Here is a 24,862-nt window from a genome sequence, read left to right as displayed (position 1 = left end):
CGCTATCCCGAGAGGTGGAAGTTGCCGGAGGTGCCGTAGATGGCCAGCGAGATCAGCAGCGTCACTGTGACGACCGCGACCAGCGAGGCCCGCACCGCGTTACCGACCGCGACACCGACGCCCACCGGGCCGCCCGCGGCGGTGAAACCGAAGTAGGTGTGGATCAGCATGACGGCCAGCGCCATGACGATCGCCTGGATGAACGACCACAGAATGTCGCTCGGAATGAGGAACGTCGAGAAGTAGTGGTCGTAGACACCGGCCGACTGTCCGTAGATCACCACCGTCGCGAAGCGGCTGGCGAGGAAGGAGGCGATCACCGCGAGCGCGTAGAGCGGCACGATCGCGATCAGGCCGGCCAGCACCCGGGTACCGACGAGGAATGGAACCGGCCGGATCGCCATCGATTCCAGCGCGTCGATTTCCTCGGCCACCCGCATCGCGCCCAGCTGGGCGGTAGCACCGGCGCCGATGGTGGCGGCCAGACCGATCCCGGAGATCACCGGCGCGGCGATGCGGACATTGATGAAGGCGGCGAAGAAGCCGGTCAGCGCTTCGACGCCGATATTGCCGAGCGAGCTGTAGCCCTGCACCGCGATGGTGCCGCCCGCCATCAGCGTCAGGAAGCCGACGATCACGACCGTGCCGCCGATCACCGCCAAAGCGCCACTGCCCATGCTGATCTCGGCGATCAGCCGGATGGTCTCGGTGCGGTAGTGCACCAGTGCGCGCGGCACCGAGGCGAGCGCCTTGACGAAAAAGATCGCCTTGTCACCCAGGGAATCCACGGATTTCGAGGCGCGCTCGAAACGACGGACCGTGCGCGGGAACTTGCTGCGAACAATGAATGCCATTTCGGTCACCGCACCGTGAATTTCAAGCCGATCGCGGTGACGACAACATTCACCACGAACAGGGCCATGAAGGCGAACACCACTGTTTGGTTCACCGCGTCACCGACACTCTTGGGGCCGCCTTTCACCTGCAATCCGAGATAGCAGGCGACCATTCCGGCGATCAGCCCGAACAGACCGGCCTTGATCTCCGAGATGATCAGCTCGGGCAGATTCGTCAGCAGCGGAATGCCGTTGACGAACGCACCGGGATTCACCCCCTGCAGGAAGACCGAGAAGGCGAAGCCACCGACGATGCCGACGGTGCACACGAGGCTGTTGAGCATCAACGCCACGAACATCGAGGCGAGCACGCGGGGCACGACCAGGCGGCTGACCGGGTCGATGCCGAGCACCTTCATCGCGTCGATCTCTTCGCGGATGGTGCGCGCACCGAGGTCGGCGCAGATCGCGGTGGCGCCCGCGCCGGCCACGATCAGCACCGTCACGATGGGCCCGACCTGCGTGACGGCGCCGAACGCGGCGGCCGCCCCACTGAGGTCGGCGGCACCGATCTCGCGCAACAGGATGTTGAGAGTGAAGACGACCAGCACCGTGAACGGGATCGCCACCAACAGCGTCGGCACGATCGACACGCGAGCGACGAACCACGACTGGTCGATGAACTCACGCCACTGGAACGGGCGCCGGACCGCGGCCTTGGCCACGTCCGCGCCGAGTTCGAAGAATCCGCCGACCGCCCGCAACGGGACAGCAAGGAGGTCGTTCACGCGAATTCCTCCTTCTTGGACGGGCGGATCGATCGACCCGCGTACCCGTACTGCACTGCCACCCCGTTCTGAAGACTGCCCAAAGACTAGAACATGTTCCTGTTGATGTCTGCCATTTGGGGAGACTATTACCAGGACTTTTTCGCGAAATGTGCCGCCGAAACTGAAACGAAAACTGACCGAATGCCTTTTACCTCCTGTGAGCCGTCACACACCCCGACGCTCATGTCTACCAACACCTGGACCTGTGATCAACACAACTCGGCAGACATGCCCGTCGTGGCGCGCGGCGAGCCAACACCCGGCAAATCGGTGGTTCGGCGATCAGCCCAGATCGCGCAGCGAGCGGGCCGAGAACGTGTGGTCGGCGGGACGCTCGGCAAAGTAGCCGTGCAGCGTCGAGGCGAGGTCGGCCTCGGACCATTCGGCGCCCGCGGCGTCGAAGCGGGCCTCCACCTCGGGAGCCGCCATCAGGGCGACCATCGGGCCGTAGACGACGAAGACCTGGCCGTTGACCGCGTCGGCGGCGGGCGAGGCGAGGTAGGCGACGAGCTTGGCGACATGCTCGGGCGCGAGCGGGTCGACCGACCCTTCGGGCGCCTCGGAGAACACGGCCTCGGTCATCGCGGTCCTGGCCCGCGGGCAGATCGCGTTGGACCGCACACCGAAGCGGGACAGGCCACGCGCGGCCGACAGCGTCAGCGCGGTGATGCCCGCTTTGGCCGCGCCGTAGTTCGCCTGGCCCTCCGGCCCGAGCAGGCCCGCCTCCGAGGAGGTGTTGACCAGCCGACCGTAGACCGGCGCACCCGCGGCCTTGGACGCCGCGCGCCAGTAGGCGCCCGCGTTGCGCGAGAGCAGGAAGTGTCCGCGCAGGTGCACGGCGATCACCGCGTCGAAGTCCTCGTCGGACATGTTGAACAGCATGCGGTCGCGGGTGATGCCCGCGTTGTTGACGACGATATCGAGGCCGCCGAGGGATTCCTGGGCGGTCGAGATCAGGGCGTCGGCGGTGGCGCGCTCGGCGATGCTGCCGCCGACGAACTCCGCCTTGCCGCCGAGCTCGCGAATCGCGGCGATGGTCTCGGCGGCGGCATCCTCGGTGAGGTCGTTGACGACCACCGCCGCACCCGCCGCGGCCAGCGCGAGGGCCTCGGCGCGGCCGAGACCGGCGCCTGCGCCGGTCACGATCGCGACCCGGCCGTCCAGTGAAGTCTGCATCACACTCATCGGGCCGACTCTAGAACGTGTTTCACTATCCGACAAGAGTCGATCACGCCAACCTCAGCGCGGCCTTGGGACACTGCGCCACCGCCTCCTCGACGTCGGCGACGCGATCGTCGGCCACATCGCCCTCGAGCACGTGCAGGTTGTCGTCGTCATCGAGTTCAAACATGTCAGGGGCGATTCCTACGCACACGCCGTTCGCTTCGCAGCGGTCGAAATCGACGATGATCTTCATGAGAACTTCCTTCCACGCGGTCTCCGCGACACTAACCCAGACAGCACGGTCCGCGAGGCGGAACAGCTGCCGATTCACTGTCAATACTGGAACATGTTCCAGTTCATATGCAATGATCGGTTTCGGCGGGGCCCACCCCCTGCGCCCCGCCGACGTCCGTTTTCGCAGCTGAGACCGAGGTAGGAACCATGCGCGTCGCGTATACGCCGCAGCAGGAAGAATTGCGCGCCGAGCTGCGCGAGTATTTCGCCCAGCTGATGACGCCGGAACGGCGCGCGGCGCTGAGCCTGCAGACCGGCGAGTACGGCGAGGGCAATGTCTACCGCGAGGTCGTGCGCCAGATGGGCCGCGACGGCTGGCTGACGCTGAGCTGGCCCAAGGAGTACGGCGGCCAGGACCGCACGACGATGGATCAGCTGATCTTCGTCGAGGAAGCCGCCATCGCCGGCGCGCCCGTGCCGTTCCTGACGCTCAACTCGGTCGCGCCGACGATCATGCAGTACGGCACCGAGGAGCAGAAGAAGTTCTTCCTGCCCAAGATCGCCTCGGGTGAACTGCACTTCGCCATCGGTTACTCCGAGCCCGGCGCGGGCACCGACCTGGCCTCGCTGCGCACCGCCGCGGTGCGCGACGGCGACGACTTCGTCATCAACGGCCAGAAGATGTGGACCAGCCTCATCGCCTACGCCGACTACATCTGGCTGGCGGTGCGCACCGACCCGACGGCCAAGAAGCACAAGGGCATCTCGATGTTCATCGTGCCGACCGACGTCGAGGGCTTCTCCTGGACGCCGGTGCACACGATGGCCGGGCCCGACACCAGCGCCACCTACTACCAGGACGTGCGGGTGCCCGCCTCCTCGATGGTCGGGCCGGAGAACGGCGGCTGGTCGCTGATCACCAACCAGCTCAACCATGAGCGCGTCGCGCTGACCTCGGCCGGGCCGCTCTCGCTCGCGGTCAACCAGACCGTCCAGTGGGCGCGCGAGACCACCGGGCCCGACGGCAAGCGGGTGATCGACCAGGAGTGGGTGCGCCTGAACCTGGCGCGCGTCTACGCCAAGGTCGAATACCTCAAGCTGCTGAACTGGGAGATCGCCAGCCGTGCCGACCAGGGCGGCGAGGCGGCGCCCAAGCCGTGGGACGCCTCCGCGTGCAAGGTCTACGGCACCGAGCTGTCCACCGAGGCCTACCGCCTGTTGATGGAGGTCGTGGGCTCGCACGGTTACCTGCGCCAGGACTCCCCCGGCGCGGCGATGCTCGGCCGGCTCGAGCGGATGCACCGGGCCGCGCTGATCCTCACCTTCGGCGGCGGCACCAACGAGGTGCAGCGCGACATCATCGCCATGACCGCCCTGCGCCAGCCCGCGTCCGCTCGCTGACCTGAGAAAGCCGGTATCCCCTCATGGATTTCACCCCTACCGAAGCCCAGACCGATCTCGCCCGGCTGACCGGCGAGATCTGCGCCAAGCTGGTCACCGCCGACCGCCTGCGCGAGCTCGACACCGCGGGCCGCTACGACGAGCAGCTGTGGAAGTCGCTCGCCGAGACCGGCGTGCTGGCCGCGGCCCTGCCGGAAGACCTGGGCGGCAGCGATTTCGGCATGCTCGAGCAGACCGCGATCCTGCGTGAACTCGGCCGCGTCGTCGCCGCGGTCCCCTACCTGTGGTCGATCGTCATCGGCGCGGGCGCGCTGGCGAAGTTCGGCGACGCCGACCAGCGTCAGCTGGCCGCGCGAGCGGGCCGGGGCGAGGTCGTGCTCACCGCGGCGCTGGCCGAGGAACTGCGTGCCACCACCGCCGCGCCGGGCATCGTCGCCGAGCCCGCCGGTGCGGCCTGGACGCTGACCGGCAGCGCGACCACCGTCGCCTACGCCGATCGCGCCGACCGAATCCTGGTGCCCGCCATCACCTCCAACGGTGTCGGCGTCTTCGTGATCGACCCGGACCACGCCTCGGTCACCCGCACCGCCCAGCAGGTCGTCGACCTGAGCCCCGAATTCGTCGTCGAGCTCGCCGCCACCCCGGCCACTCTGCTCGGCAGCATCGAGTCCGGCGCCGACGTCCTCACCTGGCTGCGCGAACACGCCTGGCTGGGCCTGTCGGCCCTGCAACTGGGCACCCTGGAGCGCGCGCTCGAGCTGACCGCCGAGCACACCCGCACCCGCGAGCAGTTCGGCAAGCCGATCGGCTCGTTCCAGTCCGTCGCCCAGCGCCTCGCCGACGCCTACATCGACATCGGCGGCCTGCGCCTGACGGTCACCCAGGCCGCCTGGCGCCTGTCCGAGGACCTCCCCGCCGCCGAGGCCATCCACATCGCCAAGTTCTGGGCGGCCGACGCGGGCCACAAGGTCGCCCACACCGTCGTCCACGTCCACGGCGGTCTCGGCATCGACCGCGACCACATCGTCCACAACTACTTCACCGCCGCCAAACACCACGAATTCGCCCTCGGCGGCGCCACTCCCCACCTCCTCGCCCTCGGCGCGGAACTGGCGGGCTGAACCCCAACCGGTGACGGCGGCGGGCCGGGCTGTTCGATCAGCCCGGCCCGCTGTCGTTCCGACGAGCGAGGTTCGGGTCAAGGGAGATCCCCGTCAGTGAAGCGCGGGATCGCCTGGCAGAGGTCATCGCGGCCGCAGAGTCCGGCAAGGTCGTGCATCTGACTCGGCACGGCCGACGCGTTGCCGCCGTGGTACCCGAGTCCATGGCCGAAGCGGCCGACAGCCAGGTCCGGGCACTATCGAAACAATTCGCCGAGCGTCATAGGAGCCTGCTCGACAGGCTCGCCGAATGACCGCGGCGGAGATCTACTACCTCGCCGACGCCGATCTCCGCGCCATCGCCGACGATGTGACGGGACAGCACACTGTCCGCGCCGCCCGCCTGATAGCCGTCCTGAAGCAGTAGTTCCCCGATCAGTCGATCGGCGACGAGGTGAGATAGCGCTGGATGACCGGGGCGACGTCGGCGACGATCGCATCGGGGCGCATCTCGACGACCGGGGGTAGGCGCAGGATGTAGCGGCACAGGGCGAGGCCGAGGAGCTGGGTGACGACCAGGCCGCCGCGGCGGGGGGCGTCGGCGGGGTCGCCGAAGCACAGGACCGCGGGCAGGACCTGTTCAGCGAAGATCGCGCGGACGCGGTCGGCCACCTTGTCGTCGGTGATCGCCGAGCGCAGCAAGATCAGCATGACCGCGCTGTCGTGGCCCTCCCAGATCGCCAGGAACCGCCGGACCAGCACCTCACCGATGGCATCGGGAGGTGCCGCGGCCAGGTCGGGCAGGTCCAGGTCGATCTGCACGGCCGCGGCGAAGAGCCCGTCCTTGTTCCCGAAATAGCGCATGACCATGGACGGGTCTATCTCGGCGTCGGCGGCGATGGCACGGATGGTCGCCTTCGCATAACCGTCGACGGCGAACCGCGCACGGGCGGCGTCGAGGATGACGGCCTTGGTGGCGTCGGAGCGGCGGACCGGGGAATTCTGCTCGGCGGACTTCACGCCAACAAGTGTAGGCCAACAACTGTTGACATCGCGAGCACCTCGACCTACCGTTATGCCTACAAGCGTTGGCAAACAAGCGTTGACCAGGAGTCGTCATGACCGCCACCTCCCTGCCCGAAGCCACGTCCGTCGTCATCGTCGGCGCGGGCCCCGCCGGTCTCACCGCCGCGATCGTGCTCGCGGCAGCGGGCGTCGACCACGTCCTCGTCGATCGGCTCGGCGAAGGCGCCAACACCTCGCGCGCCGCGGTCGTGCACGCCAGGACCCTGGAGGTGCTCGACGAACTCGGCATCGCGAAAGAACTCGTCGCGCGCGGCATCAAGGTCCCCACCTTCAAGGTGCACGACGGCCCGAAGACGTTGGCCACCATCGCCTTCGACGACCTGCCGACCGCCTACCCCTACACCCTGATGATCCCCCAGGACGTCACCGAGCAGGTCCTGCTCGACCGGCTGCACCAGCTGGGCGGCACTGTCCACCGCCCGCTCACCGTCGAGCGGGTCACCGACGAGAACGGCTGTGTGACAGTCGAGTACACCACCGCCGACGGCACGGTGGGCACCATCACCGCCGACTACCTGATCGGCGCCGACGGCATGCACAGCGTCGTCCGCGAGCAGGCGGGCATCGGCTTCACCGGCGACACCTACCCGGCGTCGTTCGTCCTCGCCGATGTCCGGATGAGCTGGCCGACCCCGCGAACCGAAGTCTCGCTGCATCTTTCACCGGAGGGCGTCACCGTGGTCGCGCCGCTGCCCGACGCGGCGCAGCAGCGCTACCGCGTCGTCGCCACCGTCGACGAGGCTCCCGAGCACCCGACCCTCGACGACATCCAGACTCTCCTCGACGCCCGGGGTCCGGCGGGCGAGGTACGGGTCGACGAAGTGCTGTGGAGCTCGCGGTTCCGCGTGCACCACCGCGTCGCCGACCACTACCGCGCGGGCCGGGTCCTGCTCGCGGGCGACGCCGCCCACGTACACAGCCCGGCGGGCGGCCAGGGCATGAACACCGGAATCCAGGACGCCGCGCTGCTCGCCCAGTTGCTGGCGAAAGTGGTATCAGGCGAACCGGATTCGCTGCTGGACGAGTACGAGACCGTGCGCAGGCCGATCGCGCTGGACGTCGTCGCCTTCACCGACCGGATGACCCGCATGGCCACCCTGCAATCGGCGCCGGCTCGCACCGCGCGCAATACCGCGCTGCGCCTGCTCACCGGCATCCCCGCGGTTCGCGGCAAGCTGGCCTACCAGCTCGCCGAACTCGCCAACCGCTGACACACGAGCGGGGCCCTTCCGGCGACATCGCCGGAAGGGCCCCGCTCCCTGTCGATACCTACGCCGAGCCGGCGTCGGCGTGCTCGTCGGCAGGTCGCTCGTCGGTCTGCGCCTTGGCCCACCGGTAGTCCGGCTTGCCCGCGGGCGAGCGCTTGATCTCGTCGACGAACCACAGGCTGCGCGGCTGCTTGTACGACGCGATTTCCTGGGTCAGCACCGGCTTCAGATCGGCCAGGGTCGGGCGCTTGTCACCGCGACACTGCACGACCGCGACCACCCGCTGTCCCCAGCGCGCGTCCTCGACACCGACGACGAGCGCGTCGAAGATGTCCGGATGCGCCTTGAGCGCGCCCTCGACCTCTTCGGGGTAGATCTTCTCGCCACCACTGTTGATGCTGACCGAACCACGGCCGAGCATGGTGACGGTGCCGTCCTCCTCGACGCGCGCGAAGTCGCCGGGGATCGCGTAGCGAACGCCGTTGAACTCCTTGAACGTCGCGGCCGACTTGACCTCGTCCTTGTAGTAGCCGAGCGGGATGTGGCCGCTGCGCGCCAGCAGACCGACGACGCCGGAACCCGGCTCGACCGGATTGCCTTCCTCGTCGAGCACCTGGGTCGCCGCGTCGATCTTCACCCGCGGGCCGCCGGTGTGGGTCTGGCCCTTGGCGATCGTGGCCAGACCACCGAAACCGGTCTCCGAGGAACCGATGGAGTCGGTGAGCAGCCGGTTGGGCAGGAGCTCGAGGAACTTGTCCTTCAGCGGCGGCGAGAACAGCGCGGCACTGCTGGCGAGCACGTACAGCGACGAGAGGTCGTAGGGCTCACCGGTTTCCGGGTTGCCTTCCTCGAGCGCGTCGAGCATCGGCCGCGCCATAGCGTCGCCGGTGATGAAGATCAGGTTGATCTTGTGCTTGTCGACGGCCTGCCAGACCCCGTGCCCGCTGAACTCGGGGATCATCACGGCCTTGCCGCCACCGAACAGGCTGTGGAAGGTGGCCCACTGCGCGCCGCCGTGAATCATCGGCGGAATCGGGTAGCGCACCATCTGCGGGTTGGCCGCGCCGATCTTGGCCAGCTCCCACTCGTCCTTGGTGTACTCGCCGGTGATGAAGTTGATGCCGGCGCCGAGCACCCGCCACACGTCCTCGTGGCGCCACATCACGCCCTTGGGCAGGCCGGTGGTGCCGCCGGTGTAGAGCATGTAGATGTCGTCGGGCGAGCGCTCGCCGAAGTCGCGCTCACCGGAGGAGGCGGCCAGCGCCGCCTCGTACTCCACGGTGCCGGGCGCGGTCGGCCCGTCGGTGCCGTCCTCGACGACGAGCACCGTCTTCAGGTCGGGCACCTTGGGCAGGACCGCTTGCACCTTGTCGGTGTAGCGGCGCTCGTGGATCAGCGCGACCATGTCGGAGTTGTCGAAGATGTGCAGCAACTCGTTCTCGACGTAGCGGTAGTTGACGTTGATCATCACCGCCCGCGCCTTGAAGATCGCGACCATCGCTTCGACGGCTTCGACAGTGTTGCGGGAGTAGATTCCGACTTTGTCGCCGGGTTTCACACCCTGTTCCAGCAGGTAGTGGGCCAGTTTGTTGGCCCGCTCCTCCAGTTCGGCGTAGGTCGACTCGCGATGTTCGCCGACCAGCACGATCCGGTCGGGCATCAGGTCGACGGCGTGTTCGACGAGATCGGCTATGTTGTAGCTCACAGGAACAAAAATAGAACGTGTTACTGTTTCTGACAAGGGGGTGGCGCGTCAGCGCGCCGTGACACAGCTCGAACGTCAGGAGATATCGAATGGCCCACTGTCTGGTCGAGAAGCGAGGCCACGTCCTCATCGTCACCATGAATCGACCGGAGGCGCGCAACGCCCTCTCGGGCGAGATGATGGCGATCATGCGCGACGCCTGGGACCAGGTGGACAGCGATCCTGATATCCGCGTCGCGATCCTCACCGGCGCGGGCGGGGCCTTCTGCGCCGGGATGGACCTGAAGGCGATGAGCTCACAGCATCCTGGGGACACCGCCTCCGAGGGCAGCTGGGACCCCGCCTACCTCCCCGCGCTGCTGAAGGGGCGGCGACTGTCCAAGCCGCTGATCGCGGCGGTCGAGGGCCCGGCCATCGCCGGTGGCACCGAGATCCTGCAGGGCACCGATCTGCGCGTGGCCGGGGAAAGCGCCAAGTTCGGCGTCTCCGAGGCCCGCTGGGGCCTGTTCCCGCTCGGCGGTTCCGCGGTGCGGCTGGCCCGGCAGATCCCGTACACGGTGGCCGCTGATCTGCTGCTGACCGGTCGCCACATCACTGCCGCCGAGGCCAAGGAGATCGGCCTGATCGGCCACGTGGTCCCCGATGGCACCGCACTCGACAAGGCCTTGGCGCTGGCCGGCCAGATCGCCGACAACGGCCCGCTCGCCGTCCAGGCGATGCTGCGCACGCTGCGCGAAACCGAGGCGATGCCGGAGAACGAGGCGTTCCCCATCGAGGCGAAGATCGGCATCGAGGTGTTCAGATCTGCCGATGCCAAGGAAGGGCCGCGCGCCTTCGCGGAGAAGCGCAAGCCGAACTTCACCGGGCAGTAGCACGGTCGCCGGTCGCACTGCCGCTGCGCCCCGACCTCGAGGAGAGGCCGCCGCGCAGTGGTGGTTCGCGGCCGTCCCGCCGGTCAGGTGCCGTTGCGTAGGCGACGTAGGAGCAAGCAACGGTGCCCGACCGACGGGACACAAGGGGCCGCGAGCTCGAGCGCGCCGGCGCTCCAACTACCCCGGGTAGTTCATGTAGAACGGCTCCCACTGGTGACCGTCGGGGTCGAGGAACGTGCGGCCGTGCATGCCCACCTGGGCCTCCTGGGCGCGCTTGTCCTCGTTGACCTGCTCGGTCGCGCCGGCGGCGACGGCCGCGTCGGTCAGCGCGTCGACCTCCTCGGCGCTGGCCAGCGAGAGCGCGTAGCCCGCGGCGGCGGTAGTGATCGTGTCGGCGATCGGGCGGGTGCTGAAGGTCGAGAAGAACGGCTTGGTCAGCAGCATCAGACAGATGTTGTCGTCGATGACGATGCACGACGCGTTCTGATCGGTGAAGTCCTCGTTGACCTTCCAGCCCAGCGCCTCGTAGAAGCTCTTCGAGCGGTCGAGGTCGGCGACGGGGAGGTTGATGAAGATCATCTTGCTGCTCATGGGTGTCAGCCTTTCGGGGGCGTCGTTGCGGTCTCGTTCATGTAGACGCCGCGATGCCCGCCGATTCATCGCCGAGCGGTGAACTTCCCGAAATCTCGCTGGTCCGTTTTCTCCTCTGTCGGCTGTCGGACCCCTGTGGCATCGTGGGAAACTATGAGCGACGCCACAACCGCTACCACCGGCCCGGACCCCGCCGTACTGGCCGAATTCGAAACTCACCGGCGCGAATTGTGCGCGTACGCCTACCGCATGCTCGGCTCCTCGTTCGAGGCCGAGGACGCGGTACAGGAGACCTTCACCCGCGCCTGGCGCTCCTACGATTCGTTCGAGGGCCGCGCGAGTCTGCGCTCGTGGCTGTACAAAATCGCCACCAATATCTGTCTGGACATGCTCGACCGGCCGCAGAGCCGAGCCAGACCGATGGACCTCAACGGTCCGGGTCGCCCCGACTCCCCGCTGCCCGCCCCGCAGCCCGACTACGTGTGGATCGAGCCGATCCCCAACGCCCTGGCCTTCGGCGCCGATCCGGCCGAGCACGCCTCGGCCAAGGACACGCTGCGCCTGGCCTTCGTGGCCGCCTGCCAGCATCTGCCCGCCACCCAGCGCGCCATCCTGATCATGCGCGAGGTGCTGCGCTTCTCCGCGGGCGAGACCGCCGAGGCGCTGATGATGTCGCCCGCGTCGGTGAACAGCGCGCTGCAACGGGCCCGCGCCACCATGTCGAAGGTGCAGCCGACCGTCACCGACGGGTTCGACGAGAGCGATCCCGAGCAGCGCAAGCTGGTCGACGATTTCGTGAAGGCCTTCGAGGCCTACGACATGGACGCGCTCACCACCCTGCTGAAAGCCGATGTGGCGCTGTCGATGCCGCCGTTCGATCTCTGGATCTCCGGGCCGGAGAATGTGGCCGCGTTCATGCTCAGCACCGGCAGCGCGTGCCGCAATTCGCGGATGGTTCCCCTGGAAGGCGCCAACGGGCTGCCCGCCTTCGGCCACTACAAGCCGAGCGAAGAGCCCGGCGTGTGGGTGCCGTGGTCGATCACGGTGCTCGAGCTCGAGGGCGACATCATCTCGGGCCTGAACTTCTTCCTCGACACCGAGAAGTTGTTCCCGCTCTTCGGGCTCGCGCCGGAGTGGCGCGAAGCCGTCTGAGCGGGAACATCGTTCACAGCAGGCGGCGCTTGTACAGCTTGCCGTTGGGATCACGGGGCAGCTCCGCGCGGTATTCCACCGTGCGGGGCAGCTTGTACTTGGCGAGCTGACCGGCCGCGAACTCGAGGATCTCGGCGGTGAGCGCCTCGTCGCCCGCGGTGCCGTCGACCGGCTGCACGAACGCCTTGACCTGCTGGCCCCAATCCGGGTCGGGCACACCGAGAACCGCCACGTCAGCCACCTTCGGGTGGCTCATCAGCACACCCTCGATCTCGGCCGGGTAGATGTTCACGCCGCCGGACAGGATCAGGTCGGAGCGGCGGTCGCAGAGGAACAGGTAGCCGTCCTCGTCGAGGTAGCCGATGTCGCCGACGGTGAACAGGTCACCGACGCGCGACTCCTCGGTCTTCTCCTTGGCGTGGTGGTACTCGAAGCTGGAGACGCCCATCTTCATGTAGACCATGCCCTCTTTGCCCGCGGGCAGTTCGGAGCCGTCGGTCTCGTCGAGGATCTTGATGACCGACCACGGCCAGGCCTTGCCGACCGAACCGGGCTTGGACAGCCACTCGGTCCCGTTGATCACCGTGCCGCCGCCCTCGGTGGCGGCGTAGTACTCGGTGACGACCGGACCCCACCACTCGAGCATCTGCCGCTTGGTGGCCTGCGGGCACGGCGCGGCGCCGTGCACCATGCTGCGCAGCGAGGACACGTCGTAGCGAGCGCGCACGTCCTCGGGCAGGGCGAGCAGGCGGTGGAACTGGGTGGGCACCATGTGGCTGTGGGTCACCTTGTGCCGCTCGATCAGGGCGAGCATGTCCTCGGGGTCCCACTTGTCCATCAGCACCAGCTTGTGGCCCATCTGGATGGAGATCGTCGAGAAGTTCAGCACGGCCGTGTGATAGAGCGGCGAGCCGCAGATGTGCACGTGCTCGTCGTAGGGCGCGAGTTCGAACAGGGCGAAGAAGGCCTTGTTCGGCGCGGGGACCTGGTCGGGATCGGCGCCGGTCAGCGGGCGGCGAACGCCCTTGGGGCGCCCGGTGGTGCCCGAGGTGTAGAGCATCGGCGCGCCGACCGAACGCTCGTCGGGACGACCGGTGTCGGCGGCACCGAGCCACGACACCGGGCGGAAACCCTCGATGGTGCCCGCGGAGAAGCGGGCGTCGGCGGACAGTTCGGCGAGGTCGGCGGCCTCGGCGGCGGTGGCGGCGAACCGCTCACTGGCCAGGAAGGCCGAGGCCTCGCTGTCGCCGAGGATGTAGGCGATCTCCGGCGCGGTGAGGTGCCAGTTCACCGCGACGATGTACAGGCCCGCCTGGTAGGCGGCGAAGTACGCGGCGATCGCCTCCACACCGTTGTGCAGCATGCTGACGACCACGTCGCCGGTGCGCAATCCGATGCCGCGTAGTCCGTTGGCGTAGCGGTTGGCGAGGGTGGCCAATTCTCGATAGGTGATCTCCCTGCCGTCCGGGTCGACGACGGCGATCCGCTCGGGATCGGCCGCGGCGATATTCCACAGTCCGAGGACTTCCGTTGTCTGCTGGCTGCTCACCCCATCGAATTTAGAACCTGTTCTACTCGGTTACAAGGGCTTGGAGTCGACGAAGTTGTTCGGCATCGGAAACCGAGATCAGCATCATCGTCACGCCGGCGTCCTCCCATTCCTTCAACCGGGTGCGCACGTGCGCCTCGTCGCCGAAGATCGCGGTGTCGGTGATCAGCTCGTCGGGCACCGCGGCGGCGGCCTCGGCCTTGCGGCCGGACTGGAACAGCGCGGAGATCTCGTCGACCTCGGCGCTGTAGCCCATCCGCTTGTAGACCTGCGCGTGGAAGTTCAGCTCCGGCGCGCCCATACCGCCGATGTAGAGCGAGGTGACCCACCGCATCCGCTCGATCTCGGCGGCCGGGTCGTCGGTGAGCACCACCTGTGCGCTCGCCGCGATCTCGAAATCGGCCCGACCGCGCCGCGCGCCCGGCCGCGCGAAGCCCTCGTCGAGCCACTCGTTGTACATGCTGGCCAGGCGCGGGGCGTAGTAGATGGCCAGCCAGCCGTCGGCGATCTCGGCGGTCTGGGCGACATTCTTCGGCCCCTCCGCACCCAGCCAGATCGGCAGGTCGGCGCGCAGTGGGTGCACGATCGGCTTGAGCGGTTTGCCCAACCCGGTGGCGCCGGGTCCGGTGTAGGGCAGGCCGTAGTGCTTGCCATCGGAGGTCACCGGGGCCTCGCGGGCCAGCACCTTGCGCACGATGTCGACGTACTCACGGGTGCGGCGTAGCGGCTGCGCGAACGGCTGCCCGTACCAGCCCTCCACCACCTGCGGGCCGGAGACGCCGAGGCCGAGGATGGCCCGGCCACCGCTGAGGTGGTCGAGGGTGAGCGCGTGCATCGCCGCCGCCGCGGGCGTGCGGGCCGAGAGCTGCGCGACCGAGGTGCCGAGGCGCACCCGCTCGGTCGAGGAGCCCCACCAGGCCAGCGGCGTGAAGGCGTCCGAGCCCCACGACTCGGCCGCGAACACCGCGTCGAAGCCCGCTTCCTCGGCCGCGATCACCAGCTCGCCGGCGTTGGCGGGCGGCTGCGCACCCCAGTAACCGAGTTGCAGTCCGAATTTCATGACCGACGCCCTTTCCGGCGAATCCTTGCCAGCAGAATAAGAACCTGTTCTACTCGATATCGTGACCCAGGGGAATACCGCAGTGGAAGTATTGAGTGCACCCCTTCGGGTGCAGTTCGACTACACCAGGTCCGTCGGACCCATCATCGGCGCCTTTCTGACCGGACTGCGCGACCGCCGGATACTCGGCGTGCGTGGCAGTGACGGCCGGGTATTGGTGCCGGCGCAGGAATACGACCCGATCACCTCGGCCCCGCTGGCCGAGCTGGTCCAGGTCGAACCGACCGGCACGGTGCAGTCGTGGACATGGGTGGCCGAGCCGCTGCCCGGACAGCCGTTCGATCGCCCGTTCGCGTGGGCCCTCGTCCAGCTGGACGGCGCCGACACGGCGATGTTGCACGCGCTGGATGTGACCGACCCGAGCCAGGTGCGCACGGGCCTGCGGGTGCGGGTGCGCTGGGCCGAGGAACGGACCGGCACGATCCACGACATCGCCTGCTTCGAGCCGGGCGAAGGTGCCGCGGCACCGGCCGAGACGTCCGCGGACACCGCCGAGCCGGTGACCATGCTGACCACACCGGTCGACATGCACTACAAGCACACGGCGTCGCCGCAGGAGAGCGCCTACCTGCGCGGTCTCGCCGAGGGCAAGCTGATCGGCGGCCGCTCCGAGGCGGGCGGGCGGGTCTACTTCCCGCCGCGCGGTGCCAACCCGACCGACGGCACGCCCACCGACGACCTGGTCGAGCTGCCCGACAAGGGCACCGTGACCACCTTCTGCATCGTGAACGTGCCGTTCCTCGGCCAGCGGATCAAGCCGCCGTACGTGGCCGCCTACGTGCTCCTCGACGGCGCCGACATCCCGTTCCTGCACCTGGTCCTCGGCTGCGAGGCGTCCGAGGTACGCATGGGCATGCGGGTCGAAGCCGTATGGAAACCGCGTGCGGAATGGGGCCACGCGCTGGCCAATATCGACCACTTCCGGCCGAGCGGCGAGCCCGATGCTCCGTACGAGTCCTACCAGCACCACCTCTGAGAGGCGACGTTGAGTACACCAGAAATCGCGGTGGTCGGGTTCGCCCACGCACCGCACGTGCCGGAGACCTTCGGCACCACCAACGGCGTCGAGATGCTCGTGCCGTGCTTCCAGCAGCTCTACGCCGACCTCGGCATCACCAAGACCGATATCGACTTCTGGTGCTCCGGGTCCTCGGATTACCTGGCGGGACGGGCGTTCTCGTTCATCTCCGCCGTCGACGCGATCGGCGCGGTGCCGCCGATCAACGAGTCGCATGTGGAGATGGATGCCGCGTGGGCGCTCTACGAGGCCTGGGTGAAGCTGCTCTCCGGTCAGGCGCAGACCGCGCTCGTCTACGGCTTCGGCAAGTCGTCGGCGGGCACCCTGCGGCAGGTGCTGAGCAGGCAGCTCGATCCGTATCTGGTCGGTCCGCTGTGGCCCGACGCCGTCTCGGTCGCGGGCCTGCAGGCGCGCGCCGGACTGGACGCGGGCCGCTGGACCGAGCGGGAGATGGCCGCCGTCGCCGGTGGTGACATCGAATCCCTGCTCGCCGAACCGTATGTCGCCGATCCGCTGCGGGCGCACGATATCGCGCCGATCACCGACGGCGCGGCCGCGATCGTGCTCGCGGTCGGCGACCGGGCCAGGGAGCTGTGCGAGCGTCCCGCGTGGATCACCGGGATCGCGCACAATATCGACGCCCAGGCGCTCGGTGGCCGCGATCTGACCCGCTCGCCATCCACCACCAGGGCGGCCGCGGCCGCGACCCGCGGTGAGACCAGCTTCGATCTGGCCGAACTGCACGCGCCGTTCAGCCATCAGCAGCTGATCCTGGCCGAGGCGATCGGCCTGTCCCCCGAGACCCCGGTCAACCCGTCCGGCGGTGCGCTCGCGGGCAACCCGATGTTCGCGGCGGGCCTGGAGCGGATCGGCAACGCCGCCACGGCCATCATCTCCGGCACCGCCGACCGGACCCTCGCTCATGCGACCAGCGGCCCCGCGCTGCAGCAGAACCTGGTCGCCGTTCTGGAATCGGAGGCACGATGAGCTTCCCCGCGGCGGTGCTCGGCACCGGCCAAACTCATCACGTGACGAAGCGCGCGGACGTGTCCATGGCGGGCATGTGCCGTGAAGCGATCGATCGCGCGCTCGAAGACTCGGGCCTGACCATCGACGAGATCGACGCCGTCGTCGTCGGCAAGGCGCCCGACTTCTTCGAGGGCGTCATGATGCCCGAGCTGTATCTCGCCGAAGCCCTCGGCGCCATCGGCAAGCCGCTGCTGCGCGTCCACACCGCCGGCTCGGTGGGCGGCTCGACCGGTGTCGTGGCCGCCAACCTGGTGCAGGCCGGCGTGCACGGCAAGGTCCTGGCGATCGCGTGGGAGAAGCAGTCGGAGTCGAACGCCATGTGGGCGTTGTCGATTCCGGTGCCGTTCACCATGCCGGTCGGCGCGGGCGCGGGCGGCTATTTCGCCCCGCACGTGCGCTCCTACATCCGGCGCTCCAACGCCCCGATGCACATCGGCGCGATGGTGGCGGTGAAGGACCGGCGCAACGGCGCGAAGAACCCGCTCGCCCACCTGCACCAGCCCGACATCACCCTCGAGTCGGTCCTCGCCTCCCAGATGCTGTGGGACCCGATCCGTTTCGACGAGACCTGTCCGTCCTCCGACGGCGCCTGCGCCCTGGTGATCGGCAATGCCGAGGCCGCGGCGGCGGTCGAGGCCCAGGGCAAGAAGGTCGCGTGGGTGCACGGCACCGCGATGCGCACCGAGCCGACCACCTTCTCCGGTCGTGACCAGGTCAATCCGCAGGCGGGCCGGGACGCGGCCGCCGCGCTGTGGAAGGCCGCCGGGATCACCGATCCGCTCGAGGAGATCGACGTCGCCGAGATCTACGTGCCGTTCTCCTGGTTCGAGCCGATGTGGCTGGAGAACCTGGGCTTCGCGGCCGAGGGCGACGGCTGGAAGCTCACCGACAAGGGCGAGACCGAGATCGGCGGCCGGATCCCGGTCAACCCGTCCGGCGGCGTGCTCTCCTCCAACCCGATCGGCGCCTCCGGCCTGATCCGCTTCGCCGAGGCGGCCAAGCAGGTCATGGGCCGGGCGGGCGCCTACCAGGTCGAGAACGCCCGCAAGGCGATGGGACACGCGTACGGCGGTGGCTCCCAGTACTTCTCGATGTGGGTCGTGGGAAGCGAGCGACCGGAATGAAGTTCACCCTCGGTGTCGCGCTGAGCCCGCTCGACCAGCTCACCGAGCTGGCCAAGACGGCCGAAGAGTGCGGATTCACCTCGATCGGCCTGCCCGACTCGCTGTTCTACATGAAGTCACAGGCCGCCGACTATCCGTACACGCCGGACGGCAGCCGGTTCTGGGGTCCGGAGACGCCGTGGGTCGACCCGCTGATCGCCGCGGCGTCGATGGCCGCGGTGACCAGCACGCTGCGGTTCTACACCAATGTCCTCAAGCTCGGCTCGCGCAATCCGCTGCTGCTGGCCCGCCAGGTCGGCTCGATCGCCAACATGTCGGGCAACCGCTTCGGCTTCGGCATCGGGATCGGTTGGGCACCGGAGGAATTCGAGTGGTGCGGGGTGCCGTATGCCCGCCGCGGCGCGCGCGTCGACGAGATGATCGAGATCATCCGGCTGGTCCTCGACGGCGGCATGGTCGAGTACCACGGCGAGTTCTTCGACTTCGACGAGCTGCAGATCAGCCCGGCGCCGAGCGAGCGGGTGCCGTTCTACGTCGGCGGGCACACCGGTCCGGCGCTGCGCCGGGCCGCCAAGATCGGTGACGGCTGGACCTCGGCGATGATGAAGTTCGACGATCTGGTCACCACCATCGCCACCCTGCGCGAACTGCGCGCGGAGTACGACCGGTCCGACGTGCCGTTCGAGATCCAGGCCGTGTGCATCGACAAGTTCGGCCGCGACGGCTACCAGGATCTGGCCGACGCCGGCGTCACCGACACCATCGTGGTGCCGTGGCTGTCCGACGGCATCGGCTTCGACGGCGAACTCGCCGCCAAGCAGGACTCGCTGCGCAAGTTCGCCGCGAAGTACATCGCCGACCCCGTCATCGGGAAGGACGAGTCATGACCGAGACAGCCGTCGACCGCTCGGCGCGCGCGGCGGGCCTGGCCTCCCAGGCCGCGGTGCGCGCCAAGGACCGGGCGGCCTGGGTCGCCCTGTTCGCCACCGACGGGATCGTCGAAGATCCCGTCGGCCCTTCGGGTTTCGACCCTGAGGGCGTCGGCCACCGGGGCCACGAGGCGATCGGCGCGTTCTGGGACAAGGCGATCGCGCTGACCGAGTCGATCGAGTTCCTCTTCGAGGACTCCTTCGCCTGCGGCAACGAGATCGCCTTCACCGGAATGATCCGCACGACCATGGCCGGCCACGTGATCGACGCCGAGGGCGTGTTCACCTACAAGGTCGACGCCGAGGGCAAGATCGCCGCCCTGCGCGCGTTCTGGGAGGTGGATCGCGCCATGGCCACCACCCGTCCCGTGTCCTGACACAGCACACAGAAAGCCCCGGCACCGTTGAGGTACCGGGGCTTTCTGCATATCAAGACAAACCGACCACCACGCCCCGACCCCGAGGAGGGGCAGGCCGACGAAGTCGGCCGTCGCGGCCGTCCCGCCGGTCAGGCACTGTTGCGTAGGCGACGAAGGAGCAAGCAACGGTGCCTGACCGGCGGGACCAAGAGGCCGCGACCTCGAGCGCGCCAGCGCTCCGAAAACTCAGTGCGCGACCGGGCAGCCCGCGGTCTTGTAGTCGACCGGCAGTTCCTTGATGCCGTTGAGCCAGCCCGAGCGCAGGCGCTTGGGGTCGCCGATCTTGGTGATATCGGGCAGGTGGTCGGCGATCGCGTTGAAGATCAGGTCGACCTCGAGCCGGGCCAGGTTCGCGCCGACGCAGAAGTGCGCGCCGGTGCCGCCGAAGGCCAGATGCTGATTGTCGGCCCGCATGATGTCGAACTTCTCCGGGTTCTCGAAGACGTCCTCGTCGAAGTTGGCCGAGCGGTACAGCATCACCAGACGCTGACCCTTCTTGATCTGCACGCCGCCGAGCTCGGTGTCCTCGAGCGCGGTGCGCTGGAAGGAGGTGACCGGGGTCGCCCAGCGGATGATCTCGTCCACCGCGGTGGCCGGGCGCTCCTTCTTGAAGAGCTCCCACTGGTCGGGGTTCTCCATGAAGGCGATCATGCCGTGGCTGATGGCGTTGCGCGTGGTCTCGTTGCCCGCGACCGCGAGCAGGATGACGAAGAAGCCGAACTCCTCCGGCGTGAGCGCCTCGCCGTCGACGTCGGCCTCGATCAGCGTGGTGACCAGGTCGTCGGTCGGGTTGGCCTTGCGCGCCTCGGCCATCTGGTACGAGTAGCCGAGCAGCTCCATCGACGCGGCGACCGGATCGATGTCGACGTTGTCGGGGTCGTCGTAGCCGGTCATGTCGTTGGACCACTCGAAGACCTTCATCCGGTCCTCCTGCGGCACGCCGATCAGCTCGGCGATCGCCTGCAGCGGCAGCTCACACGCGACCTGGGTGACGAAGTCGCCCGAGCCCGCCTCGGCGGCGGCCTTCACGATCTTCTCGGCCCGGTCCGACAGCTCCGCGCGCAGGCCGTTGACCGCGCGCGGGGTGAAGCCCTTGGCGATCAGCTTGCGGAGCTTGGTGTGCTCCGGCGCGTCCTTGTTGAGGATGACGAAGCGCTGCAGCTCGATCTGCTCGCGCTGGATGTCGTCGTTGAAGCGCGGGATGGCGGTGTTCTCGTACGTGGAGAACACGTCGCTGCGTCGCGACACTTCCTTGACGTCGGCGTGCTTGCTCACCACCCAGAAGCCGTCGTCGTGGAAACCGCCGACCTCCGGCGACTGCGCGTTCCACCAGATGGGGGCGGCCCGCCGCAGCTCGGCGAATTCCTCCACCGGGACACGCTCGGCGTAGATATCGGGGTCGGTGACGTCGAACCCGTCCGGCAGGTTCGGCCGGGAACCCGTCGTGTGACCGGGGCCGGCGTGTTCGGTGCGCGGATCTACCACCAGATGTCTCCTTCGACAAACTGAAACACGTTCTACAATCATTCAAGCACAGGGGTTGCCGTGACGGAAGAACCACGCGGTTTTACCCTGGGCCTAGAAACAGAACTTGTTGCAGTTACGAGGGAGAATCACATGGGCACACCCGTGATCGTCGAGGCCGTGCGTACCCCGATCGGCAAGCGCCGCGGACAGCTTTCGGGACTGCACGCGGCCGAGTTGCTCGGCCTGACCCAGCGCGGCCTGCTCGATCGGGCCGGCATCGACCCGGCCGAGGTCGAGCAGGTGATCGGCGGCTGCGTCACCCAGGCGGGCGAGCAGTCCAACAACGTCACCCGGGTGGCCTGGCTGCACGCGGGGCTGCCCTGGCAGACCGGCGCCACCACCGTCGACGCCCAGTGCGGCTCGGCCCAGCAGGCCAACCATCTCATCGCGGGCCTCATCGCCACCGGCGCGATCGACGTCGGCGTCGCCTGTGGCGTCGAGGCGATGAGCCGGGTGCCGCTGGGCGCGAACGTCGGCACCGAGGCGGGCACACGCAGGCCCGCGTCGTGGTCGATCGACCTGCCCGACCAGTTCGGCGCGGCCGAGCGAATCGCCCGCAGGCGCGGCATCACCCGCACCGATATCGACGAATTCGGTGTGCGCTCACAGCGATTGGCGGCACAGGCCTGGGCCGAGGGCCGCTTCGACCGCGAAGTGCTCCCGATCTCGGCGCCCGTGCTCGACAGCGAGGGCAATGCCACCGGCGAGAAGCTCGAGGTGACCAGGGACCAGGGTCTGCGCGCCACCACGCTCGAGGGGCTGGCCGCGCTCAAGCCGGTCGTCGCCGACGGCATCCACACCGCGGGCACCTCGTCGCAGATCTCCGACGGCTCCGCCGCCGTACTGCTGATGGACGAAACCGTCGCGCGCAACAAGGGTTTGCGGCCGCGGGCGCGCATCCACACCCAGGTGCTCGTCGGCGCGGAGCCGGAGTTCCACCTCGACGGCCCGGTGCAGGCGTGCACCCGGCTGCTCGAGCGCTCCGGAATGAAGATTTCGGATATCGACCTTTTCGAGATCAATGAAGCATTCGCCTCCGTCGCACTTTCGTGGGCTTCTGTACATCAGCCGGACATGGACCGGGTAAATGTCAACGGCGGCGCGATCGCAATCGGGCATCCGGTCGGCTCCACCGGTTCCCGGCTCATCACCACGGCTTTGCACGAGCTGGAGCGGACCGGCAAGGGCACGGCCATGGTGCTCATGTGCGCAGGCGGCGCACTCGCGACCGGAACGATCATCGAACGCCTGTAGACTGACGATCACCGAAACCGGGCGCCCAGGTTGAACATTCATCCCAGGGCGCCCGGAACGTGTCGTACGCCACACAATCCAGGGGGCGAGGGGGAACATGAGACATCAGCTAACATTGAGCTACCATCGACCTAAGGTTGAAGACCCCCGCGACGGGCACGAACCCGGACACCCTCCGGCTCCACAAGAGTCGTTGGCGTGACCCGCAAACGCGACCGTCGCGGCCCCTGCACGCAGGTGAGCGTCGGAAACCGTAGAGAAATCCCGAATCAGGCGTAGGTTTTCAGTTACTGAGCCGCTAATATCAATGATACGTATCCGAGATAACGACTGTTAGTACAGTGAAGGGAATTGGGCGGCTCACAATGGCTGATTTCGCGGCGCGGCTGAACAAGCTGTTCGAAACCGTGCATCCCCCGGGGCGCAAGCCGCACACCAACGCAGAGGTTGCGGCTGCGCTGACTGCCTCCGGGCATCCGATCTCGAAGCCGTATCTCTCGCAGTTGCGGTCGGGACAACGAACGAACCCGTCCGACGAGACGGTGGCCGCCCTGGCGAAGTTCTTCAAGGTCAAGCCTGACTACTTCTTCAACGACATCTACGCGGCCAAGATCGATCACGACCTGGAGCTGCTCGCGCAGCTGCAGGGCTACGGGCTGCGTCGACTGTCCAGCAGGGCATTCGACCTCTCGGAAGAATCACAGAATTTGCTCACCTCCATGGCGGAGAAGTTGCGGGCCAGCGAAGGTTTGCCCGAAATTCCGCCGGACGGAACGGAATAGGAACCACAGCGCGGTCGGCCTGACGCACCTGATGGTGTCCTGGGACCGGCCGTGAAAGACGGATACGTGCACAGTGAACGGGCCTGAGACGGTGTGATCCACCAGCTCAGGCCCGTTCTCTGTGCCCGGCTCAGTTCGAGGCGGCGGTGCTCTTCGGCGCGGCGCCGGCGGCGGCGACCGCCGCGTCGTACTCGGACGCGATCGCCAGCACCCAACCGCGCGGGCTGACCCCGGGCGGCGGCGCGATCCAGCGCGCGTCGACGAACAAGTCCCCCAACGGATCTCGTACCCACTCGGCGACGACCGCGGCCCGCTCCGCGACCGACGTGGGCGGCTCGCCCGCCGCCGGGATGACGATGCCGCTGCCGGAGAGCAGGTACAGCGCGTCCATCACCTGGGCCACGTGGTCGGATGCCTTGAGCTGCGTCGACGTGGCGTTCTGTTCGGGCGCGACCACATCGGGGAAGCGGCCGATCATCAGCTTGTGCAGCGGCCGGATCCGGCGCAGCAGAATCCGGGCCCGCCACCACAACTCGATCACGATCGACACCGCACCGAACGCGATGAGCAGACTCGCGATCTCCCAGGCCTGCCAGCCCCAGGTCGGCTCGCCGGGCGGGGTGGGCTCGGCGTGCTGGAAGGCGCGGCCCGCGTTGGCGACCGCGAGCACGGCCACCAAAGCCGTTCCCGCCGTGTAGATCGCGATACCGCGACCCAGGGTGGTCCAGTCCAGATTGCGCAGACCGGTGGTCACGACGAACACCGCGCCGAGCGCGACCACGATCCAGCCGAAGGTGAACGACCACCCCAGGGTGATGGCGATGGCGAGCGCGCCGATGCCGTAGACCACCATGGCGATCTGGCGCAGATTGCGGCGCGAGACCACCGGCCACGCGGCCGAGGCGACCACCGAGGTGGCGGTGGTGAACAAAATCCACGCCGAATCCACGATGCCGGTGGACAACCACCCGCTACGCACCCCGCCGGGCAGCAGATTATCGATCGCCACCGCGATATCGGGAATGGCGACGGTCGCCGCGAGCGCGACAGCGGAGACCGCGACGACGATGGCGACGCGGGCGGTCGTCGCGGGCTTCACCAGCACGCGCCCCACTCGCGCACCCGCGGCAACCCAGACCAGCAGGGCTGTCAACCAGAGTGTCATCCGAGTGCCTCATCGAATCGAAGGACCGAGACGCCTGCGCCCCGGTTGTTGAATACGCGCAGCCGGGTCATGAGCATGGCCGCGAAGGTCTCGGCCTCCCACTCGGCGAGATCGTCGGCGCCGTCGTCGACGATCTGCGCGTGGGCGCGCTGACTGAGCATGTAGGCGATCAGGTCGTCGCTGACCTCGAGGGTGGTCTCGACCGCGGGGGCACCCTCGTGGTCGAAGACGATATGGCCCAGTTCGTGCGCGAGGGTGTGATCGCGGCTCGGCAGGGCGTCGGCCAGGACGATGATGTCGCGTTCGGGGTAGAACCGCCGCTGACCGCACACGCCCGGGCCCAATTGCGCACTGGTGATCTCGATTTCGCGCTGACGCTCCAGCGAGATCGCCGCGACCACCTCATCGAGGGTGGTCGCGTCGGAGTCGGCGGCTACCGCGCATACGGCGTCGACGGCGGCGGCGACGCGGCGATAGGACCTGGAGGTGCTCTGGGTCTTGCTCTTGCTCATCGAAGATCCCCTTACGACCTCGGTCCGAAGAATTCGGCACGCGCCGCGTTCACCCGAGCTTGGGCTGCCGCGGCACCTTGGAAACTCACTGCGCCCGAACCGGTTCCGGCCAGGGTCAACGCGATCAGGCCACCGATCACCGACAGCAGCTCGGGTTCGGGCAGACCGCTGTTGTCGCTGGTCGGCTTGAACTCGGGATTCGGCTTCGCGGCGGGCGCAGGCGCGGCGGCAGCGGGCGGCGGCGCGGGCGCCTCG

Annotated in this window: 25 protein-coding genes and 1 pseudogene; 13 read left to right on the top strand and 13 right to left on the bottom strand. The window is 68.1% G+C overall.

Features of this window, described 5'->3' with window-relative positions; genetic code table 11:
- Positions 1-2 precede the first annotated feature (2 nt).
- From ATM97_RS15435 to ATM97_RS15420, 4 genes are all read right to left on the bottom strand, one after another.
- On the bottom strand, positions 3-854 hold the full coding sequence (locus tag ATM97_RS15435; RefSeq protein WP_218718712.1) for an ABC transporter permease: 852 nt from the start codon (positions 852-854) through the stop codon (positions 3-5).
- Between the two features lie 5 nt (positions 855-859).
- On the bottom strand, positions 860-1,624 hold the full coding sequence (locus ATM97_RS15430) for an ABC transporter permease (protein WP_019044782.1): 765 nt from the start codon (positions 1,622-1,624) through the stop codon (positions 860-862).
- Positions 1,625-1,948: 324 nt separating this feature from the next.
- Positions 1,949-2,851 carry a 3-oxoacyl-ACP reductase gene (locus ATM97_RS15425; RefSeq protein WP_218718711.1) on the bottom strand — a complete coding sequence of 301 codons (903 nt, stop codon included), beginning with the start codon at positions 2,849-2,851 and terminating at the stop codon, positions 1,949-1,951.
- Positions 2,852-2,894: 43 nt separating this feature from the next.
- Entirely contained in the window at positions 2,895-3,083 is a 189-nt protein-coding gene (locus ATM97_RS15420) for a ferredoxin (RefSeq protein WP_019044780.1), read from the bottom strand.
- A gap of 188 nt (positions 3,084-3,271) precedes the next feature.
- Here ATM97_RS15420 and ATM97_RS15415 point away from each other — a divergent pair, with 188 nt between their 5' ends.
- The 3 genes from ATM97_RS15415 to ATM97_RS35010 are packed head-to-tail and all read left to right on the top strand — an operon-like array spanning position 3,272 to position 5,879.
- Positions 3,272-4,465, top strand: a complete 1,194-nt coding sequence (locus ATM97_RS15415; RefSeq protein WP_218718710.1) for an acyl-CoA dehydrogenase family protein — start codon at positions 3,272-3,274, stop codon at positions 4,463-4,465.
- 23 nt (positions 4,466-4,488) lie between these two features.
- A complete protein-coding gene (locus ATM97_RS15410; protein ID WP_218718709.1) occupies positions 4,489-5,586 on the top strand; it encodes an acyl-CoA dehydrogenase family protein in 1,098 nt (365 codons plus the stop codon).
- Between the two features lie 29 nt (positions 5,587-5,615).
- Complete coding sequence (locus ATM97_RS35010) at positions 5,616-5,879, top strand: type II toxin-antitoxin system prevent-host-death family antitoxin (protein WP_218718770.1); 264 nt, start codon at positions 5,616-5,618, stop codon at positions 5,877-5,879.
- A gap of 121 nt (positions 5,880-6,000) precedes the next feature.
- On the opposite strand, the gene ATM97_RS15400 is transcribed toward ATM97_RS35010, so the two are convergent.
- Positions 6,001-6,585: a TetR/AcrR family transcriptional regulator gene (locus ATM97_RS15400; protein ID WP_218718708.1), complete on the bottom strand. Its 585-nt coding sequence runs from the start codon at positions 6,583-6,585 to the stop codon at positions 6,001-6,003.
- A gap of 98 nt (positions 6,586-6,683) precedes the next feature.
- Here ATM97_RS15400 and ATM97_RS15395 point away from each other — a divergent pair, with 98 nt between their 5' ends.
- The gene (locus ATM97_RS15395) at positions 6,684-7,862 is read left to right on the top strand and encodes an FAD-dependent monooxygenase (protein WP_218718707.1); all 1,179 of its coding nucleotides are present in this window, start codon (positions 6,684-6,686) and stop codon (positions 7,860-7,862) included.
- A gap of 58 nt (positions 7,863-7,920) precedes the next feature.
- Here the strand turns inward: ATM97_RS15395 and ATM97_RS15390 are convergent, their stop codons facing one another.
- Positions 7,921-9,564, bottom strand: coding sequence for an acyl-CoA synthetase (locus ATM97_RS15390; protein WP_218718706.1), 1,644 nt, complete (start codon positions 9,562-9,564; stop codon positions 7,921-7,923).
- An 89-nt stretch (positions 9,565-9,653) separates the two neighbouring features.
- Here ATM97_RS15390 and ATM97_RS15385 point away from each other — a divergent pair, with 89 nt between their 5' ends.
- Positions 9,654-10,436 (top strand): crotonase/enoyl-CoA hydratase family protein, encoded by a 783-nt coding sequence (locus ATM97_RS15385; RefSeq protein WP_218718705.1) that lies wholly within the window; start codon positions 9,654-9,656, stop codon positions 10,434-10,436.
- A 177-nt stretch (positions 10,437-10,613) separates the two neighbouring features.
- On the opposite strand, the gene ATM97_RS15380 is transcribed toward ATM97_RS15385, so the two are convergent.
- Positions 10,614-11,027, bottom strand: coding sequence for a VOC family protein (locus ATM97_RS15380; protein ID WP_218718704.1), 414 nt, complete (start codon positions 11,025-11,027; stop codon positions 10,614-10,616).
- Between the two features lie 153 nt (positions 11,028-11,180).
- Between ATM97_RS15380 and ATM97_RS15375 the strand changes: the two genes are divergently transcribed.
- Positions 11,181-12,179 (top strand): sigma-70 family RNA polymerase sigma factor, encoded by a 999-nt coding sequence (locus ATM97_RS15375; RefSeq protein ID WP_218718703.1) that lies wholly within the window; start codon positions 11,181-11,183, stop codon positions 12,177-12,179.
- A 13-nt stretch (positions 12,180-12,192) separates the two neighbouring features.
- On the opposite strand, the gene ATM97_RS15370 is transcribed toward ATM97_RS15375, so the two are convergent.
- Positions 12,193-13,728, bottom strand: coding sequence for an acyl-CoA synthetase (locus tag ATM97_RS15370; RefSeq protein ID WP_218718702.1), 1,536 nt, complete (start codon positions 13,726-13,728; stop codon positions 12,193-12,195).
- A 22-nt stretch (positions 13,729-13,750) separates the two neighbouring features.
- Positions 13,751-14,788 (bottom strand): LLM class F420-dependent oxidoreductase, encoded by a 1,038-nt coding sequence (locus ATM97_RS15365; protein WP_218718701.1) that lies wholly within the window; start codon positions 14,786-14,788, stop codon positions 13,751-13,753.
- Between the two features lie 61 nt (positions 14,789-14,849).
- On the opposite strand from ATM97_RS15365, the gene ATM97_RS15360 reads away from it, so the two are divergent.
- From ATM97_RS15360 to ATM97_RS15340, 5 genes are read left to right on the top strand one after another with little or no spacing between them, the layout of a single operon-like run.
- Positions 14,850-15,824 carry a Zn-ribbon domain-containing OB-fold protein gene (locus tag ATM97_RS15360; RefSeq protein WP_218718700.1) on the top strand — a complete coding sequence of 325 codons (975 nt, stop codon included), beginning with the start codon at positions 14,850-14,852 and terminating at the stop codon, positions 15,822-15,824.
- Positions 15,825-15,833: 9 nt separating this feature from the next.
- Positions 15,834-16,853: a thiolase domain-containing protein gene (locus ATM97_RS15355; protein ID WP_218718699.1), complete on the top strand. Its 1,020-nt coding sequence runs from the start codon at positions 15,834-15,836 to the stop codon at positions 16,851-16,853.
- Positions 16,850-18,019, top strand: a complete 1,170-nt coding sequence (locus tag ATM97_RS15350) for a thiolase domain-containing protein (protein WP_218718698.1) — start codon at positions 16,850-16,852, stop codon at positions 18,017-18,019. The genes ATM97_RS15355 and ATM97_RS15350 overlap by 4 nt, the downstream gene beginning before the upstream one ends.
- Positions 18,016-18,906, top strand: coding sequence for a TIGR03619 family F420-dependent LLM class oxidoreductase (locus tag ATM97_RS15345; protein WP_218718697.1), 891 nt, complete (start codon positions 18,016-18,018; stop codon positions 18,904-18,906). Before ATM97_RS15350 ends, ATM97_RS15345 begins: the two co-directional genes overlap by 4 nt.
- Positions 18,903-19,325 (top strand): nuclear transport factor 2 family protein, encoded by a 423-nt coding sequence (locus tag ATM97_RS15340; RefSeq protein WP_218718696.1) that lies wholly within the window; start codon positions 18,903-18,905, stop codon positions 19,323-19,325. Before ATM97_RS15345 ends, ATM97_RS15340 begins: the two co-directional genes overlap by 4 nt.
- 228 nt (positions 19,326-19,553) lie before the next feature.
- On the opposite strand, the gene ATM97_RS15335 is transcribed toward ATM97_RS15340, so the two are convergent.
- Positions 19,554-20,852, bottom strand: a complete 1,299-nt coding sequence (locus tag ATM97_RS15335; RefSeq protein WP_218718695.1) for a cytochrome P450 — start codon at positions 20,850-20,852, stop codon at positions 19,554-19,556.
- A 132-nt stretch (positions 20,853-20,984) separates the two neighbouring features.
- On the opposite strand from ATM97_RS15335, the gene ATM97_RS15330 reads away from it, so the two are divergent.
- Positions 20,985-22,148 (top strand): steroid 3-ketoacyl-CoA thiolase, encoded by a 1,164-nt coding sequence (locus ATM97_RS15330; protein ID WP_218718694.1) that lies wholly within the window; start codon positions 20,985-20,987, stop codon positions 22,146-22,148.
- Positions 22,149-22,513: 365 nt separating this feature from the next.
- Positions 22,514-22,930, top strand: a complete 417-nt coding sequence (locus tag ATM97_RS15325; RefSeq protein ID WP_019044759.1) for a helix-turn-helix domain-containing protein — start codon at positions 22,514-22,516, stop codon at positions 22,928-22,930.
- Positions 22,931-23,060: 130 nt separating this feature from the next.
- On the opposite strand, the gene ATM97_RS15320 is transcribed toward ATM97_RS15325, so the two are convergent.
- From ATM97_RS15320 to ATM97_RS15310, 3 genes and pseudogenes are all read right to left on the bottom strand, one after another.
- On the bottom strand, positions 23,061-24,095 hold the full coding sequence (locus ATM97_RS15320; RefSeq protein WP_218718693.1) for a hypothetical protein: 1,035 nt from the start codon (positions 24,093-24,095) through the stop codon (positions 23,061-23,063).
- On the bottom strand, positions 24,092-24,607 hold the full coding sequence (locus tag ATM97_RS15315; protein ID WP_019044757.1) for an ImmA/IrrE family metallo-endopeptidase: 516 nt from the start codon (positions 24,605-24,607) through the stop codon (positions 24,092-24,094). Before ATM97_RS15315 ends, ATM97_RS15320 begins: the two co-directional genes overlap by 4 nt.
- An 11-nt stretch (positions 24,608-24,618) precedes the next feature.
- Positions 24,619-24,862 (bottom strand): annotated as a pseudogene (locus ATM97_RS15310) (cell surface protein); the annotation flags it as partial.

It is taken from the genome of Nocardia sp. MH4, assembly GCF_019266065.1.
GTDB classification, from domain to species: Bacteria; Actinomycetota; Actinomycetes; order Mycobacteriales; family Mycobacteriaceae; genus Nocardia; species Nocardia canadensis.
This window is presented reverse-complemented; position numbering and strand designations above follow the sequence as displayed.

Excerpts from the sequence above, each read along its gene's own strand:
- ATM97_RS15435 (WP_218718712.1), bottom strand. The coding sequence starts at position 854 with ATGGCATTCATTGTTCGCAGCAAGTTCCCGCGCACGGTCCGTCGTTTC.
- ATM97_RS15415 (WP_218718710.1), top strand. The coding sequence starts at position 3,272 with ATGCGCGTCGCGTATACGCCGCAGCAGGAAGAATTGCGCGCCGAGCTG.
- ATM97_RS15365 (WP_218718701.1), bottom strand. The coding sequence starts at position 14,788 with ATGAAATTCGGACTGCAACTCGGTTACTGGGGTGCGCAGCCGCCCGCC.
- ATM97_RS15350 (WP_218718698.1), top strand. The coding sequence starts at position 16,850 with ATGAGCTTCCCCGCGGCGGTGCTCGGCACCGGCCAAACTCATCACGTG.
- ATM97_RS15395 (WP_218718707.1), top strand. The coding sequence starts at position 6,684 with ATGACCGCCACCTCCCTGCCCGAAGCCACGTCCGTCGTCATCGTCGGC.
- ATM97_RS15385 (WP_218718705.1), top strand. The coding sequence starts at position 9,654 with ATGGCCCACTGTCTGGTCGAGAAGCGAGGCCACGTCCTCATCGTCACC.
- ATM97_RS15375 (WP_218718703.1), top strand. The coding sequence starts at position 11,181 with ATGAGCGACGCCACAACCGCTACCACCGGCCCGGACCCCGCCGTACTG.
- ATM97_RS15345 (WP_218718697.1), top strand. The coding sequence starts at position 18,016 with ATGAAGTTCACCCTCGGTGTCGCGCTGAGCCCGCTCGACCAGCTCACC.
- ATM97_RS15330 (WP_218718694.1), top strand. The coding sequence starts at position 20,985 with ATGGGCACACCCGTGATCGTCGAGGCCGTGCGTACCCCGATCGGCAAG.
- ATM97_RS15425 (WP_218718711.1), bottom strand. The coding sequence starts at position 2,851 with ATGAGTGTGATGCAGACTTCACTGGACGGCCGGGTCGCGATCGTGACC.
- ATM97_RS15340 (WP_218718696.1), top strand. The coding sequence starts at position 18,903 with ATGACCGAGACAGCCGTCGACCGCTCGGCGCGCGCGGCGGGCCTGGCC.
- ATM97_RS15410 (WP_218718709.1), top strand. The coding sequence starts at position 4,489 with ATGGATTTCACCCCTACCGAAGCCCAGACCGATCTCGCCCGGCTGACC.
- ATM97_RS15320 (WP_218718693.1), bottom strand. The coding sequence starts at position 24,095 with ATGACACTCTGGTTGACAGCCCTGCTGGTCTGGGTTGCCGCGGGTGCG.
- ATM97_RS15315 (WP_019044757.1), bottom strand. The coding sequence starts at position 24,607 with ATGAGCAAGAGCAAGACCCAGAGCACCTCCAGGTCCTATCGCCGCGTC.
- ATM97_RS15380 (WP_218718704.1), bottom strand. The coding sequence starts at position 11,027 with ATGAGCAGCAAGATGATCTTCATCAACCTCCCCGTCGCCGACCTCGAC.
- ATM97_RS15325 (WP_019044759.1), top strand. The coding sequence starts at position 22,514 with ATGGCTGATTTCGCGGCGCGGCTGAACAAGCTGTTCGAAACCGTGCAT.
- ATM97_RS15420 (WP_019044780.1), bottom strand. The coding sequence starts at position 3,083 with ATGAAGATCATCGTCGATTTCGACCGCTGCGAAGCGAACGGCGTGTGC.